The organism is Paraburkholderia sp. 2C (assembly GCF_054589215.1).
Genome location: NZ_BAAILL010000039.1, coordinates 1 through 14,909, shown reverse-complemented (window position 1 = coordinate 14,909; position 14,909 = coordinate 1). Strand labels below are relative to the sequence as shown.

General features: G+C 64.6%; 16 protein-coding genes, 1 pseudogene and 2 riboswitches. Of the genes and pseudogenes, 11 read left to right on the top strand and 6 right to left on the bottom strand.

Annotated features, from left to right (window positions below):
* Positions 1 to 89: 89 nt before the first annotated feature.
* A riboswitch (cobalamin riboswitch) is annotated at positions 90 to 386 on the bottom strand.
* A gap of 20 nt (positions 387 to 406) precedes the next feature.
* The gene (locus tag ACYPXD_RS17785) at positions 407 to 631 is read right to left on the bottom strand and encodes a hypothetical protein (protein ID WP_459713943.1); all 225 of its coding nucleotides are present in this window, start codon (positions 629 to 631) and stop codon (positions 407 to 409) included.
* A gap of 77 nt (positions 632 to 708) precedes the next feature.
* A riboswitch (cobalamin riboswitch) is annotated at positions 709 to 948 on the top strand.
* 238 nt (positions 949 to 1,186) lie between these two features.
* Here ACYPXD_RS17785 and ACYPXD_RS17780 point away from each other — a divergent pair.
* The 5 genes from ACYPXD_RS17780 to ACYPXD_RS17760 are packed head-to-tail and all read left to right on the top strand — an operon-like array spanning position 1,187 to position 4,509.
* On the top strand, positions 1,187 to 1,654 hold the full coding sequence (locus ACYPXD_RS17780) for a cobalamin biosynthesis protein (RefSeq protein WP_459713941.1): 468 nt from the start codon (positions 1,187 to 1,189) through the stop codon (positions 1,652 to 1,654).
* Positions 1,651 to 2,253 carry a cob(I)yrinic acid a,c-diamide adenosyltransferase gene (cobO, locus tag ACYPXD_RS17775; RefSeq protein WP_459713938.1) on the top strand — a complete coding sequence of 201 codons (603 nt, stop codon included), beginning with the start codon at positions 1,651 to 1,653 and terminating at the stop codon, positions 2,251 to 2,253. Before ACYPXD_RS17780 ends, cobO begins: the two co-directional genes overlap by 4 nt.
* Positions 2,254 to 2,256: 3 nt before the next feature.
* Positions 2,257 to 3,591 (top strand): cobyrinate a,c-diamide synthase, encoded by a 1,335-nt coding sequence (locus tag ACYPXD_RS17770; RefSeq protein ID WP_459713935.1) that lies wholly within the window; start codon positions 2,257 to 2,259, stop codon positions 3,589 to 3,591.
* Positions 3,575 to 4,264, top strand: a complete 690-nt coding sequence (gene bluB, locus ACYPXD_RS17765) for a 5,6-dimethylbenzimidazole synthase (RefSeq protein WP_459713933.1) — start codon at positions 3,575 to 3,577, stop codon at positions 4,262 to 4,264. The genes ACYPXD_RS17770 and bluB overlap by 17 nt, the downstream gene beginning before the upstream one ends.
* A 56-nt stretch (positions 4,265 to 4,320) precedes the next feature.
* Positions 4,321 to 4,509 (top strand): hypothetical protein, encoded by a 189-nt coding sequence (locus ACYPXD_RS17760; protein ID WP_459713931.1) that lies wholly within the window; start codon positions 4,321 to 4,323, stop codon positions 4,507 to 4,509.
* A gap of 103 nt (positions 4,510 to 4,612) precedes the next feature.
* Here ACYPXD_RS17760 and ribA read toward each other — a convergent pair whose 3' ends face one another.
* Positions 4,613 to 5,260: a GTP cyclohydrolase II gene (ribA, locus tag ACYPXD_RS17755; protein ID WP_459713929.1), complete on the bottom strand. Its 648-nt coding sequence runs from the start codon at positions 5,258 to 5,260 to the stop codon at positions 4,613 to 4,615.
* A gap of 258 nt (positions 5,261 to 5,518) precedes the next feature.
* Here ribA and ACYPXD_RS17750 point away from each other — a divergent pair, with 258 nt between their 5' ends.
* The gene (locus ACYPXD_RS17750) at positions 5,519 to 5,956 is read left to right on the top strand and encodes a CBS domain-containing protein (RefSeq protein WP_459713927.1); all 438 of its coding nucleotides are present in this window, start codon (positions 5,519 to 5,521) and stop codon (positions 5,954 to 5,956) included.
* A gap of 210 nt (positions 5,957 to 6,166) precedes the next feature.
* On the opposite strand, the gene ACYPXD_RS17745 is transcribed toward ACYPXD_RS17750, so the two are convergent.
* Together ACYPXD_RS17745 and ACYPXD_RS17740 are read right to left on the bottom strand one after the other, a co-directional pair.
* A complete protein-coding gene (locus ACYPXD_RS17745) occupies positions 6,167 to 6,499 on the bottom strand; it encodes a DUF4148 domain-containing protein (protein ID WP_459713925.1) in 333 nt (110 codons plus the stop codon).
* Between the two features lie 237 nt (positions 6,500 to 6,736).
* Positions 6,737 to 7,387, bottom strand: a complete 651-nt coding sequence (locus tag ACYPXD_RS17740; RefSeq protein ID WP_459713923.1) for a DNA-3-methyladenine glycosylase — start codon at positions 7,385 to 7,387, stop codon at positions 6,737 to 6,739.
* A 348-nt stretch (positions 7,388 to 7,735) separates the two neighbouring features.
* Between ACYPXD_RS17740 and ACYPXD_RS17735 the strand changes: the two genes are divergently transcribed.
* On the top strand, positions 7,736 to 8,104 hold the full coding sequence (locus tag ACYPXD_RS17735) for a BON domain-containing protein (protein ID WP_459713920.1): 369 nt from the start codon (positions 7,736 to 7,738) through the stop codon (positions 8,102 to 8,104).
* 201 nt (positions 8,105 to 8,305) lie between these two features.
* On the opposite strand, the pseudogene ACYPXD_RS17730 reads toward ACYPXD_RS17735, so the two are convergent.
* Positions 8,306 to 9,111: pseudogene (locus tag ACYPXD_RS17730) on the bottom strand (acyl-CoA dehydrogenase family protein).
* 163 nt (positions 9,112 to 9,274) lie between these two features.
* Between ACYPXD_RS17730 and ACYPXD_RS17725 the strand changes: the two are divergent.
* Positions 9,275 to 10,357, top strand: a complete 1,083-nt coding sequence (locus tag ACYPXD_RS17725) for a calcium:cation antiporter (protein WP_459713917.1) — start codon at positions 9,275 to 9,277, stop codon at positions 10,355 to 10,357.
* Positions 10,358 to 10,672: 315 nt separating this feature from the next.
* Positions 10,673 to 11,068: a hypothetical protein gene (locus ACYPXD_RS17720; RefSeq protein ID WP_459713915.1), complete on the top strand. Its 396-nt coding sequence runs from the start codon at positions 10,673 to 10,675 to the stop codon at positions 11,066 to 11,068.
* A 292-nt stretch (positions 11,069 to 11,360) separates the two neighbouring features.
* On the opposite strand, the gene prpR is transcribed toward ACYPXD_RS17720, so the two are convergent.
* Entirely contained in the window at positions 11,361 to 13,349 is a 1,989-nt protein-coding gene (prpR, locus tag ACYPXD_RS17715; RefSeq protein WP_459713913.1) for a propionate catabolism operon regulatory protein PrpR, read from the bottom strand.
* Between the two features lie 227 nt (positions 13,350 to 13,576).
* On the opposite strand from prpR, the gene prpB reads away from it, so the two are divergent.
* Together prpB and ACYPXD_RS17705 are read left to right on the top strand one after the other, a co-directional pair.
* Positions 13,577 to 14,476, top strand: a complete 900-nt coding sequence (gene prpB, locus ACYPXD_RS17710; RefSeq protein ID WP_459713911.1) for a methylisocitrate lyase — start codon at positions 13,577 to 13,579, stop codon at positions 14,474 to 14,476.
* 46 nt (positions 14,477 to 14,522) lie between these two features.
* On the top strand, positions 14,523 to 14,909 hold a 387-nt coding region (locus tag ACYPXD_RS17705; protein WP_459713909.1), incomplete at its 3' end, for a citrate/2-methylcitrate synthase.

The window sequence follows — 14,909 nt, the reverse complement described above, 5'->3', positions numbered from 1 at the left end:
AGATACGTCACAATGCACAGCAAAAAGCACGACACACTGTGCGACATCAAGCGCGCGAAGGGGTGGACGGAACGCCGCAACCCCGCGGCGTCGAGCCTGTTCTTCCGGCCGGTATCCGGGCTGGCGAGAGCGCCGCTTCACCTTCCCACGCGAGTGAACAGTTTCTCGCGCAGTGGTTTCCTTGCCCGCGCGGCCTTGCGCGCGAACCTCGAAGCCGGCTCTGCATCGCAACGACTGCGATGCGCTCGCCTTCCGTTGCGGGGGCAGCACAGGTTGACCTGAAGCCGTGATGCGGCAGCCGCATCGACAACATTCAGGCCCGCTGTTTCCCGTTTAACTGCGCACGCCGGACGGCGCGCGCGAGCACCAGAAGTGGCTGCGAGTGTAGGCGCGGCGGGGGGAGGCGTCAAGGCTGCCGGGCACTGCCGGCGCTGCCGACAATCAGACGAAGATACAGCGCGAGCGCGCGCTGCACCGCTTGCGCCACGAGGATGCTTATGCCGTCGTACACGTCGGTCACGCATGCTTCGTCGAGCACGCGGTAGTACGCTTCGGGCAACGGACGAGCGGCATCCAGTTGCGCCTTCTGGCGGTCGGTTTCGGCCAGCAGCGTGGAATGTGTTGGGTGCACAAGCTTCCGGGGCTCAGCCAGCAATCGTCCGAGTGTACCGATGCGCCCGCCGCCCGGCGACGAAGAGCGCGTGTGCTATCGTATGCCCCGCGTCCGGTGCCGCATGCGCGCTTAGCGCCCACATGTGGTTAAACGGGAAACAGGAAGCGCGATCGCAAGCGAGGTGCGCCCAACCTGTGCTGTCCCCGCCAACGGTAAGCGGCCCGCGGATTCATGTCCGCGCATGCGCTTCGATGCCACTGTCGGCCATCCGCCGATGGGAAGGCGAAGCGCATGCGGCCGTCAGCCCGGATACCGGCCGGACGCGAGGGGGCGAACGTCACGGTCGCCAGTCGCCGGTTCCGCGGGGGACGGATACCGGCGCCCACGCACGGCGCGACCGCCTGCAATCGCGGCTTGCAACTGCCGCTTGCAATTGTGTGCGGCCGCCGTGCACGCTATGTGGCATTGCATGACACGTCTTTATTCCGCGCTTGCCAGCGCGGTGCTCCGCACAACCGCGCCTCGCGCCGCGGTTCTCCTCGCGCTTTTTCCCGCGCTTCACGGCGGCGCGCGATGAACGGGCCCATCAAGCGGCTCACCGTCGGCATCGGCTGCAAGCGCGGCGCGAGCGTCGAACAGATCGATGCGGCCGTGCGCAGCGCGCTCGGTGCGCATTCCATCGACGACGTCGGCGCGGTCGCTACCCTCGACATCAAGGCGCACGAACCCGGCCTCGTCGGATTTTGCGCTCGTCATGCGTTGCCGCTGCAGGTTTTTTCCCGCGCGCAGATCGCCGCCGCGGCGGCGGCGCCCGCCGCCGGGCAGACGACCGCGCCCTCACCCATCGTGCGCGCGCACCTCGGCGTCGACGGCGTATGCGAACCCTGCGCACTGCTCGCAGCACCGGCTGGCCGGCTCATTGCGCCCAAACGCGTATTCGAAGGCGCCGTGACGGTCGCCATCGCCATCGCCGATTCCGTTGCACATGCAACGTTCGAACCGGAACCCACCCAACCCCATCACCGACAGGACGCTCAATGAAAACCGACCCCGAATCGCATCAGCGCATGACCCAGCGCCGTCGCGAAGGCCATGAGAAGAAACAGGCGGAAGCGACCATCGAAAAAGGCCTGCTGATCGTCAATACCGGCACCGGCAAAGGCAAGAGCACCGCGGCGTTCGGCATGGCCGTGCGCGTGCTCGGGCACGGCATGCGCCTCGGCGTCGTGCAGTTCATCAAGGGCGCGCTGCATACGTCCGAGCGCGATTTCCTCGGCGGCCTGCCGAACTGCGAGTTCGTCACGATGGGCGACGGCTATACGTGGAATACGCAGAACCGCGACGCCGATATCGCCACCGCGCGCAAGGGCTGGGCGGAGGCGACGCGCATGATCGAAAGCGGCGACTACCAGATGGTGATCCTCGACGAGCTGAACACCGTGCTCAAGTACGAATATCTGCCGCTCGACGAAGTGCTCGGCGTGTTGACCGCGCGGCCGGAAATGCTGCACGTGGTGGTCACCGGCCGGCATGCGCCCGACGCGCTCATCGAGGCCGCCGATCTCGTCACCGAGATGCGCGCCATCAAGCATCCGTATCGCGAGCAGCATGTGAAGGCGCAGCGCGGCGTGGAGTTCTGAACGATGGCGCAGTGCCCCGCGCTCTTTATCAGCGCACCCGCATCCGGCCAGGGCAAGACGACGATCACGGCGGCGCTGGCGCGCCATCATCGCCGGCAAGGCCGGCGCGTGCGCGTGTTCAAGACCGGCCCCGACTTTCTCGATCCGATGATTCTCGAGCGCGCGAGCGGCGCGCCGGTGCTGTCGCTCGACCTGTGGATGGTCGGCGAGGCCGCGTGCCACGCACTGCTCGCGCAGGCCGCCCGGCAAGCGGATTTGATCCTGATCGAAGGCGTGATGGGCCTTTACGACGGCACGCCGAGCAGCGCGGACCTCGCCGCCGCGTTCGGCGTGCCTGTCGTCGCCGTGATTTCGGCGAAAGCGATGGCGCAGACCTTCGGCGCGGTCGCGTTCGGTCTCGCGCACTATCGCGACGATGTACCGGTGCACGGCGTGTTCGCGAATCGCGTCGGTTCGCCGCGGCACGCGCAGATGCTCGAGGAGGCGCTGCCGCCGGGGTTGAAGTGGATGGGCTCGATCGCGAGCGCCGCCGACATCGAGTTGCCGGACCGGCATCTTGGTTTGCATCAGGCCGCCGAGATCGCGGATCTCGACGCCCGTCTGGATCGAGCCGCCGATGCGCTCGCCTCCACGCCGCTCGCCGGATTGCCGCCGGTCGTGCAATTCACGCCGGCGCCGGCGGCCGCATCACCGCGGCCCGGCGGCGGCGCGCCATCCGCACCGCCGCCGCGCCTGCTCGATGGCGCGCACATCGCCGTCGCGCGCGACGCCGCGTTCTCCTTTATCTACCCGGCGAATCTCGCTTTGCTCGAAACCCTGGGGGCGCGCGTGAGCTTCTTCTCGCCGCTTGCCGACGAGCCGGTGCCCGACGCCGCCACCGCGCTCTATCTGCCAGGCGGCTACCCGGAGTTGCACGCGGCCGCGCTCGCGCGCAATGCGCGCCCGGCCGACTCGGTGCGCGCGCATGCGGCCGCGGGCAAACCGGTATTCGCCGAATGCGGCGGCATGCTGTACCTGCTCGAAAGCCTGACGGCCACCGACGGCACGACGACGCCGATGCTGGGCCTGCTGCCCGGCCACGTGCGCATGCAGACGCGCTTCACAGCGCTCGGCATGCAGCAGCTCGACGGCCCGCTCGGCACGATGACCGGCCACACCTTCCACTACTCGCACGTGAGCACCCCGCTCACGCCCGTGCTGCACGCGACGCGTCCGCAGTCGGACGCGACTGGCGAAGCGGTCTACCGCTCGGGCCCGGTCGTCGCGACTTATATGCACAGCTACTGGCCGTCGAATCCGGCCTTCACCGCGGCAATTTTCCATGGCAACGCGTTTTAACGACGCCGATCGCGCGGCGGTCTACCGCGCCATTTACGAACGCCGCGACATGCGCCACTTCGTGCGCGGCCCGGTCGACCCGGCCGTGCTGCAACGCCTGCTCGACGCCGCGCATCACGCGCCGAGCGTCGGCTATATGCAGCCGTGGCGCATCGCGCGCATCACCGACCCCGCGCTGCGCGCCGCCTTGCACGACGCGGTCGAACGCGAGCGGCTGCTGACGGCCGACGCGCTCGGCAAGCGGCGCGACGAGTTTATGAAGCTGAAAGTGGAAGGGATGCGCGACTGCGCCGAGGTGCTGGTCGTCGCGTTGATGGACGGGCGCGAGGCGCATATCTTCGGCAGGCGCACGCTGCCCGAGATGGATCTCGCCTCGGTGTCGTGCGCAATCCAGAACATGTGGCTCGCGGCGCGCGCGGAAGGAATTGGCATCGGCTGGGTGTCGCTGTTCGACCCCGAGGAAGTACGGGCGCTGCTCGGCATGCCTGACGGCGCACAGCCGGTTGCGATACTCTGCGTGGGTCAGATCGACGAGTATTACCCGGAGCCGATGCTCGAAATGGAACGCTGGGCGGCGCGCGCGCCGCTCGCCGACTGCGTATTCGAAAACCGGTGGCCGGATGCGACCCGGTCGACCTCGAAGCCGAAACCGCCCGAGGTTTTGCCGGACTAGGCCATACCCTGAGCGACACGTGAGCACAGCGCCGTGGCCGCCCCGCGACCGGCGCCATGAGCAGAAAGAACCGGATAAAGAAAATGAAAGAAGCGCGAAAAATATCGGCAGCCGAGATCGTCTGGCTGGTCTGCTTCCTGTTGCTGTGCTTTTACCCGCCGACTTTCTTCGGCAAGGTCATGGGGTTCATCGTTTTCGCGATTCTGATCTGGTGGTATGTGCGCGGCGACCCACGTTTGAGGTAGGCCGCATGGTCCGCTCGCGCACGCGGATCACTCAGGGAAGTCGCCGAGTCAAGTCGCTCGGTCAAGTCGCTCAGTCAAGTGATTCAGTCAAGTCGCTGAGCGGCTATTCGTTCTCGTCGAAGTAATGGCCGAATTTCACCTGCTTGGTGCGGATGTACCGTTCGTTCTCTTCACGCACCGGAATGGCAAGCGCCACGCGTTCGCAGATCGGAATGCCGTGTTTGGCGAGCGTGTCGAACTTCTCCGGGTTGTTGCTCATCAACCGCACCGACGTCACTTTGAGCACCCGCAGAATGCCCGCCGCCGAATCGTATTCGCGTGAATCGTCGGGCAGGCCGAGGTCGAGATTCGCCTCGACGGTGTCGCGCCCCTGCTCCTGCAGCGCATAGGCGCGAATCTTGTTCGTCAGGCCGATGCCGCGCCCCTCGTGGCCGCGCAGATAAAGCAGCACGCCGCATCCTTCGGCCGCGATATAGCGCAGCGCGAGGTCGAGCTGTTCGCCGCAATCGCAGCGGTACGAGCCGAGCACGTCGCCGGTCAGGCATTCGGAATGCAGGCGCGTCAGCACCGATTGCTTGCCGGCGACCTCGCCCATCACGAGCGCGACATGTTCGGCATCGCCATCGGTCACGCGAAAGACATAGGACGTAAAAGTACCGTAGCGGGTGGGGAGCGTGGCTTGCGCTTCGAGCGCGACGCATTCCCGGATATGCGGATCGTCAGCTAGCGACGGATCGTGAGACGTGGGCATGGCGTTAAGCGAATGTCTGACAGAGCCCGAGTACGACCGGGGAAATAGTTTGGAACTGGAGTTTACCGCTAAACGCGAAGACCCATCCGTCGCGCATCCGGTCGCCGCTCGCTGCGGCAACGCGTGCGTGCGCGTTCCCATGTGGCGCGGCGTACCGAAGCGACGTCGCCCCACCCGCGACTCCCGCCTATACTGGATTGGCCAGTCCCTGACGACAGCATGCCACCCGGTGTGCTGCACTGCGAAAGGAGCCGCTTTATGACCCGCGTTGCACAAGTACTCAAATCGAAGACGGACCAGACCGTCTACACGATCGCCGCGTCGGATTCGGTCTACAACGCACTCAAACTGATGGCAGACAAACAGATCGGCGCATTGCTCGTCATGGAAGGCGAGGCGATCGCCGGGATCGTCACCGAACGCGACTACGCACGCAAGGTCGTGCTGATGGATCGCTCGTCGAAGTCGACGCCCGTGCGCGACATCATGAGCAAAGCGGTCCGGTTCGTGCGCCCCGAGCAGACCACCGACGAATGCATGGCACTCATGACCGAGCGCCGCATGCGCCACCTGCCAGTGCTCGAGCACGACAAACTGATTGGCATGGTGTCGATTGGCGACCTCGTGAAGAACATCATTGCCGAGCAGCAGTTCACCATTCAGCAACTCGAACACTACATCACGGGAGCCGGTTGATTTCGCGCGATACCGCGTGCCTCGCGGTCGCTGAAAAGAGCCCAATCCGAACGGCTTGAGCGAAGCCGCCATCGATCATGGCGACCGAGGTCACTTTCTAAAAATGCTTTATCGGCCGTCAGCCGGCCTGCGTATTCATTTCGACGCAGGTCGGCTTGTCCTGTTACGGCCTTGGCGACCCAAATCAGTCACCTGAATCACTGACGCGGATTAGTGGCCGAAATAAACCGAATTAGCCCGGTCCATACGCGCCGGCGCACCCGTTTGCGACGTACCGCCCGTCGCTGCGCCGTAACCCGTATCGGCCGGTTGCTGCGCGGCGGCTTGCGCGTTCTGGTCCTGTACACGACGTTCCGCGGCCTGAATATCGGCCGGATACGTGGCATCGTTCGACATGGCCGGGTCATATCCGGCTTTTTCCAGTTGAATCAGTTCTGCGCGAACCTGCGCGCGCGTCAGGCCCGACGGGTTCGACTGCGCGAACGCGACAACCGGGGCAGCCAGCACCGCGGCGATGGCAACAGCCTTGATCAGCGATTTCATAATCCTTACCTCCGACATTTTTTTTGCTTGACTTCTTGCCCCATGCAAGAGCCAGTGACCTCATTCTATGCAGTGGCCCTCTAAGGGAAAACCCCAATCCCGAATAATCTTAATTGCGAAAAATGCAAAGGTACGCAGTCTTTCAACACGTCTTCGGAAATGTCGAAGGCTGAGCGGGGCGTCAAGCGGGGCTCAAAGCGCAAGCCGCGGCCGATCGACTGCATCGGAGGGTAGAGCTTACGTTTCGCTGTCGATTCCGATGACCAATCCGCCGGGCCTCAACAGCTTGCGAGGACCGCTGACGAAGGGGCTATCGGGTTCGTAGAAGCGCAGCGGCCGATGCATCTCGCGCGACAGGCCGATGCGCGTCGTCGCTGCGACCGGGACGGCCTTCGCCCGCGCAAGCGTGCCGAGCCAGAGCCCTTTGCCTGTGCAGAGATCGACGCCGTTCAGCGACGGCCCGACACCGAACGCAAGCGTGAGCCGTCCGGGACCGCGCGCGAGATCGCGCGATTTCACGCCGGGGCGGCGCGCCTGCATCTGCGTCATACCTTCGAGCGGTTCGACTGCGCGCAACAGCACGCCGGCGCCGGTGTCCGCTTCTTCGGCAGACACGTTCAACATGTAGGACACGCCATACGTGAGCCGCACGTAGGCATGCCCCGGCGCAAGAAACAGCGATTCGTTGTAGTGGCGGCGGCCGATAAACGCGTGGCCGGTCGAGTCGCCGACCGGATACGCCTCGGTTTCGACGATGCGGCCGCTGATGCGCCCTTCGGGCATGTCGTGCACGAGGCACTTGCCGACCAGATAGCGCGCGAGCGCGGTCGCATCGACCGGCAATGCCGCGCGCCTGAGCGGCGTGATCCGCCACGTTTTTTCCTTCATTCGCATGCCTCACCTGTGCATTTGCCGAACCGCGCCGTGCGTCCGAAAGCAACACTGTTCGCACGTCTTCGCCAAATCCGTTGTGTCAAAACCTCAGTCGCTTTCCGTAAGCGATCACTGTGGAACCAATTGCGGTATCTTTACACTCCGACAGACACCCGCATGGCGGCCGTAACAGCTGGCCGCTCTCGTTTGTCAGTAGGTCGCGTTCGGGTTTTCACCCGTATTTCGCCGTACACCGCAGCACCGTTCCACGCGTTTTCATCCCAGAAGTACAGAAGTTGGCAGTGCAGTGGTCCCCCATTCCGGGGCTGACCGTCGCTTAAGCATGACAACAGGAGAAAGTGAATGAAGGCGATCCAGGCAATCAAGGTGGTTGGTGGCGCACTGATCGTGCTCGCGTCGCTCAACGCGTATTCGCAGGCAAGCGATGCCGGCACGGACGCGAGCACGCAGCCGAGCGCGAAGCAGCAGCACAAGGCAATGAAGAAGGCGGACCGTGCACTCGCGCGCAAGGTGCGTGGCGCGCTCGCGAAGGCGAAGGGCGTCAGCGCCGCGAATATCATCGTCCGCGCCAATGCGAGCACCGGCGACGTGTGGCTCGAGGGCTCGGTGCCTGAGCAGCCGCAAGTCGATATGGCTACGCAGACCGCGCAAGGCGTATCGGGCGTGAAGAACGTCAAGAACGACCTGACGATCCGCCCGGTCGGCCAGTAAAGCGTTCTGTCTCGAAGCACGCACCGCTCTTCTTCGTGAAGGGCGGTGCCCGGAAGTTCTGGCTCCGATGTGCTTCCGATGTGCTTCCGATGTGCTTCCGATGTGCTTCCGATGTGCTTCCGATGTGCTGCCGTTCTACTGCCGTTCTACTGCCGTTCCATTCCCGTTCAGTTCGTCCTCCGGCCTTTCCGCGGTTTCTCTTCAGGTTCCGAACTCCCGCCGCATCTCGCGCGCAATCACGATCTGCTGGATCTGCGTCGTGCCTTCGTAGATGCGAAAAAGCCGCATGTCGCGGTAAAAGCGTTCGATGCCGTACTCGGCCATATAGCCGGCTCCGCCAAAGATCTGCACCGCGCGGTCCGCCACCCGCCCGCACATTTCCGTCGCGAACATCTTGGCGCACGATGCGTCGATCGTCACGCGTTCGCCGCTATCGCGCCGCCGCGCCGCATCGACGATCATGCGAGATCGCACCCGCGCGCTTGCCCGTCGGATCGGTACGCGCCATCACGGTGAACAGCCCGGCTTCGGGCGCGTTCGTGATAAACCGTTTGGTGCCGTTGAGCACGTAGCGGTCGCCGTCGCGCACGGCGCTCGTGCGCAGCGATGCCGCATCGGAACCCGCCTCCGGCTCGGTCAGGCAGAACGACCCGATCAGTGCGCCGCTCGCGAGGCACGGCAGAGACTTCTGCTTCTGCGCCGGCGTACCGTCGAACGATGCCGGTCGACCCGATGCCGTTGTTGCTGCCGACTGCCGATCGGAACGCCGGCGATGTCTTGCCGAGCTCGAACGCAACGAGCACTTCTTCCTCCATGGTCAGGCCCAAGCCGCCGTATTCTTCGGGAAGGCACAGGCCGAAGAGGCCGAGATCCTTCATTTCCTGCCGCAGCCCGTCCGCAATCCGGTCCGTCTGCGCGACGATTTCCTCGTTCGGCACAAGCCGTTCACGGACGAAGCGTGTAATGCTGTCGAACAGCAGGTTCAGGGTTTCCTGGTCTCTGACCATCGGGATGCGCCTCCAGAATTGCCGCCTTCTAATAAAAATATCCTTATGCTTTAAAGCATTAGAGTACATTCTTAATCTAAGACTTGAATCTCGGGTGAGCGGTCCATCGGCCATGGCGCGTGGATGCGTGTCGGGCTCACCCTATAACAAAAGGACTCAACGAATGGCCACTTCCTCGTCCGTACTGCCTCGATGGACCGTCGCCACGCCGATCGCCGCGTGGATCGTGCTGGGCGCCGCGTTCGCGCTGCCCGGGCACAGCGTGCTGCTCGCGCTGGTCGGTATCGCGCTGGCCGGCTCGGTGTTCGCGGGCGTGCATCACGCGGAGGTCGTCGCGCATCGGGTGGGCGAGCCGTTCGGCACGCTCGTGCTGGCGGTCGCCGTGACGGTCATCGAAGTTGCGCTGATCGTCTCGGTGATGCTGTCGGCCGGGCCCGAAAAAGCGGGACTCGCGCGCGACACGGTGTTCGCCGCGGTGATGATCGTCTGCAACGGCATTGTCGGTATTTGCCTGCTGGTCGGTGGGCTGAGGCATCGCGAACAGGGCTTCCAGATTCGCGGGGCAAGCGCGGCGCTCGCGGTGCTCGCTTCGCTGTCCGTGCTCACGCTCGTGATGCCGAACTTCACGCGCACGAGCCCCGGCCCCCTGCTGTCGTCGTCGCAGCTGGCGTTCGCGGGCGTCTCGTCGCTCGTGCTGTACGGCGTGTTCGTGTTCGTGCAGACGGTGCGGCATCGCGATTATTTTCTGGCCGACGTGCCCGGCGAAGATGTCCATGCCGAGCCGCCACGCGCATTGGTCGCGTTGCTGAGCCTCGTGCTGCTGTTCGTGGCGCTCGTTGCGGTGGTGCTGCTCGCCAAGCTGCTATCGCCGTCGATCGAACGCGCGATCGCCGACGCGGGCGCGCCGCCGGCTGTCGTCGGTATCGTCATTGCAGCGCTCGTGCTGCTGCCCGAAGGTTTTGCCGCGGTGCGCGCCGCGCGCGCGGACCGTCTGCAGACGAGCCTGAATCTGGCGCTCGGTTCCGCGCTCGCGAGTATCGGTCTCACGATTCCCACGGTAGCGGTTGTGATCCTCTGGACCGGCCAGCCGCTCGTGCTCGGCATCGACGGCAAGGACACGGTGATGCTGATCCTCACGCTGCTGGTCGGTACGCTGACGCTCAGCACCGGACGCACGACGATTCTGCAGGGCGCGGTGCATCTGTCGCTGTTCGCGGCGTATCTGTTTTTGTCGGTGGTGCCGTAAAGGAATAAGCGATCGCGCGCGGTGCTGCTTTGAATGAACGACGTTTTGCAATGCAGGCGAAAGCGGTCTTTGACTTTTGGGCGCGGCCGGCCGGGCGCGGCCGGCCGCGTGCCGACTTTCGCGTTGTGCCGCGCGTTATCTTTTGACGCTGACTTTAAAGACCGGGTTTGCGCGCGAAGAGCGGCGCGCCGATACTGACCCGATCGGCGGAATCGATCGACCTGATCGGATCGACCTGATCGAATTGACCTGATCGAATCGAACTAATCGACGAACCGAGCGACGAACCAAGCGACGAACTACCGGAAACCCATCATGAACGATCAGCAAGCCACGCAATTTCTCGCCGACGTGCGCAAGCCGCTGCTTGCGCTGCACAAGACCATCCTCGAGCACGAACGCGCCGACTACGAGAAGGAAGTCGGCACCGTGACGCCCGCGGCGTTCTTGCAAGCGCTGATCAATAATCCTGGCTTCCGCTGGCTCGGCGCTTTATCGACGGTCATCGCGAATGTCGACGAAATGCTCGACGCCGATGACGCGACACCGCAAGAGCGGATCGGGGCAGCGCAAGGCGTGGTTGCGCTGTTCTCGCAGGAGCAGCCGAATGGCGGCTTTCTGCCGCGTTATCGTCAGCTTTTACAGGCGAGTCCCGAGGTGCTGCACGAGCACGGGCGCGTTGCGCAGGTGCTGCGGCAAGCCGGAGCGTAACCGGTCAAATCGGGTTTTATACGCATCGCGTCCCGAACTTTCTCACCTTTGTGAATAGCGGATCCTATCGATCCGTGAGGCGGCGCATTGCCGATATCGATCAATGACATAGGTGACTCGCCGTGGGCCGGCCGCGCGACCTCGCGACGATTCACCCTTGCTAACGGGGCTTGTTTTTTTATCGCATGCGCTCCCGGCCAGTTTCGACGCCTGCTCCGCTCCCACCTTGTATTACCTGGTCATGCTTTCTATTGAATTTCGCTTCGGCGCAAGGTGAGTCTTTGCGGGAGGTCTAACCCGCCGCGTTCAGCTTGCGCCATAACGTCGTCTTGCTGATGCCGAGCAGTTCGCATACGCGGTCGCGATCGCCGCCGCACGCTTCGAGCGCCGTGCGAATCTCGTCGGCTTCGACGCGCCGGCTGCGTTGACGCAGCGTCAAGGCGCGAGAGGTTTGCGCCGCATCGTGAAAGACTTCGGGCGCGATCGCGCGCAAATCGTCGACGCTGAGCGCGAGGACGCCGCCGCGCGCATCTCGTGCAGCGCTTGCCGTGCTTGCATCGCTTTCGACGAGTTCGACCACAATCCGCTCGATCACATTCTGCAGTTCGCGCACATTGCCCGGCCATGCGTGCCGTGCAAGCGGTTCATGCACGCCGGCCAGCACGCGCGCCGCTTGAGCCGCACTGCCGAGATGCGCGGCCAGCCGCGGCTCGCGCCGCGCTGCCTGATACAGCAGTTCGGCGGCAAGCGGCACGATATCCGCCTGCCGCTCGCGCAACGGCGGCAACGCAACGTTCAGGATGTTGAGCCGATAGAAAAGATCGGCGCGAAACTCGCCGCTATCGACTGCGTCGGTCAGCGCGCGATGCGTCGCGGCGACGATGCGCACGTCGATGCGCGTCGGCTCCGTCGAACCCAAACGCACGACCTCGCGCTCCTGCAGCACACGCAACAGCCGGCTTTGCAACGGCAACGGCATCTCGCCGATCTCATCGAGAAAGAGCGTGCCGCGGTGCGCGGTTTCAATCAGTCCCGCCTTACCGCCGCGGCGCGCGCCCGTGAAAGCGCCCTCTTCATAGCCGAACAGCTCGCTTTCGAGCAGCGCCTCCGGAAACGCGCCGCAGTTGATCGCCACGAACGGAAAGTCGCGCCGTGCGCTCAACTGATGCAGGCTCTGCGCGATCATCTCCTTGCCCGTGCCGCTTTCGCCGCGAATCAGCACCGTCGCGTCGGAGGTCGCGTAGCGGCGCGCGAGCTTGCGCACGCGATCGATGGCATCGCACGCACCGATCAGGTCGTCGAGCCGGTAACGCGCGACGAATTGCTTCGCGCGCTGTCGCGAACGCAAGGTGCGATCGAGTCGTTCGACCGCGCGCGATTCCTGAAACGTCAGCACCATGCCCGTGGTCGCGCCGCGCTCGACGAGCGGCCCGCGATGCACGACATAGCTGACGCCGCGCACGGTTTCGAGCGTTTCGCCTTCGGCGTCGAGTGCGCTTTGCGTCAGGTCCGGTGCGAGGTCCGGCACCAGCGTGGCGAACTGCCGGCCGACGGCTGCGGCCGCGTCGATGCCGAGCGCCGCCGCAAGGCGCTGATTGATCGCTTCGACGCGTCCTTGCGCGTCGAGCGCAGCAACGCCATCGCGCAGATGCTGCAGCACGTTGTCGAGCCGCTGGCGGCGCGCGCTCTCCGCCCACGTTGCGTGCGCGACGTCGAGCGCCGTATCGAACGCGGCGCGCACCGATGCGCGTGAGTACAGGAACACGGCTTCCATTCCGGCACGCGCGGCGAGATCGGTCACGAGGCCGGGACCGACGACGGCCTTCACACCGCGATCGCGCAGATCGAGCACGCATGCTTCCGCGTCCTCCGCGGACCGGTACGACGCAAACAGCAGATCGAGCCCATACGCTGCCGCAAAGCGGCGCGCCTCGGACGGCGTCTCGCCGTACGTCACGAGCGCAACCGACGCCGCGTCGCGCCGGGCGCGCGCGAGCGCGTGCATCACGTCGAAGCCCGTCGGATTGACGAGCACGACAGGGACGTCGACGCGCGACTTCAGATAGGTGCCGTTCGAACCGGCGGCGACGACGACATCCGGCCGCAGCGAACCGGCGGCCGCGTCGATTTCGCGCACGGCGTCTTCGTAGCCGAGCGACACGAGCCGCAGATCGGCGCGCCCATCGTATTCGTCGGCGATGTCACGGAACAGGTCGCGCAGTTTGCTGATGCCGACGGCCCAGATGCGCGGCCGGGAAAGCGGATCGGACAGGCGGGTCATGGGTGTGGGCGATCGAAAAGGCGAATCAAAAAGATGAAAGAGACCGCGAAGACGGAGCAAGCTGCGATTATGCACTTTATTTCAGTTATGAAATTGTCGATTTCATAACTGAAATACCGATGTCGTACGATCCTTACTCGAAGTCGTTCGAAATCAATGACTTGCGTACGCGCGGCCGATTGGCCCATTCTTTGCGAAACACCGACCCGTTACCGGAGCCCACTGAAATGAACCCCACCACCCAGAGTCTCGCCAGCGCCGGCGCGAAATTCCGCGCGGCGGTCGCCACGGAAAAGCCGCTGCAGGTCGTCGGCGCCATCAACGCGAACCACGCGCTGCTCGCGCAGCACGCGGGCTTCAAGGCCATCTATGTGTCGGGCGGCGGCGTCGCGGCCGGCTCGCTCGGCCTGCCCGACCTCGGCATCTCGACCCTCGACGACGTGCTGACCGACGTGCGCCGCATCACCGACGTCTGCGATCTGCCGCTGCTCGTCGATGTCGATACCGGCTTCGGTCCGTCCGCGTTCAATATCGCGCGCACGGTCAAGGCGCTGACGAAAGCCGGCGCGGGCGCGATGCATATCGAAGACCAGGTTGGCGCGAAGCGCTGCGGTCACCGTCCGGGCAAGGCGATCGTCTCGCAGGACGAGATGGTCGATCGCATCAAGGCCGCCGTCGACGCGCGCACCGACCCCGAGTTCGTGATCATGGCGCGCACCGATGCGCTGGCCGTGGATGGCCTGCAGGCGGCGATCGATCGCGCGGCGGCCTGCGTCGAAGCCGGCGCGGACATGATCTTCCCCGAGGCGATGACCGAACTCGACATGTATCGCCAGTTCGTCAAGGCCGTCAAAGTGCCGGTGCTCGCGAATATCACCGAGTTCGGCGCGACGCCGCTCTTCACCGTCGACGAGTTGCGCGGCGCAGAGGTGTCGCTCGTGCTGTATCCGCTCTCGGCGTTCCGCGCAATGAACAAGGCCGCGGAAAACGTCTATCGCACGATTCGCCGCGACGGCACGCAGCAGGCTGTCGTCGACACCATGCAGACGCGCGCCGAACTATACGAAAGCATCGGCTACTACGCGTACGAGCAGAAGCTCGACGAACTGTTCTCCGGCAACAAGTGAGCGAGTGAATATTCAGGCTGCCTGAATAAGCGATGAGGAAGAAGACATGAGCGAAGCAGACACCCCGTCCAGCCCGTCCCGGGCATCCGCAACGGGTGCATTCAAACCGAAGAAATCGGTCGCGCTGTCGGGCGTGACGGCCGGCAATACCGCGCTGTGTACAGTGGGCCGCACCGGCAACGACCTGCACTACCGCGGCTACGACATTCTCGATCTCGCGGGCGCCTGCGAATTCGAGGAAATCGCGCATCTGCTCGTGCACGGCAAACTGCCGAACCTCGCGGAACTGAATGCGTACAAGGCGAAGCTCAAGGGCATGCGCGGCCTGCCCGCGAATGTGAAGGCGGTGCTCGAATGGATCCCGGCCGCCGCGCATCCGATGGACGTGATGCGCACCGGCGTCTCCGCGCTCGGCACCGTGCTGCCCGAAAAG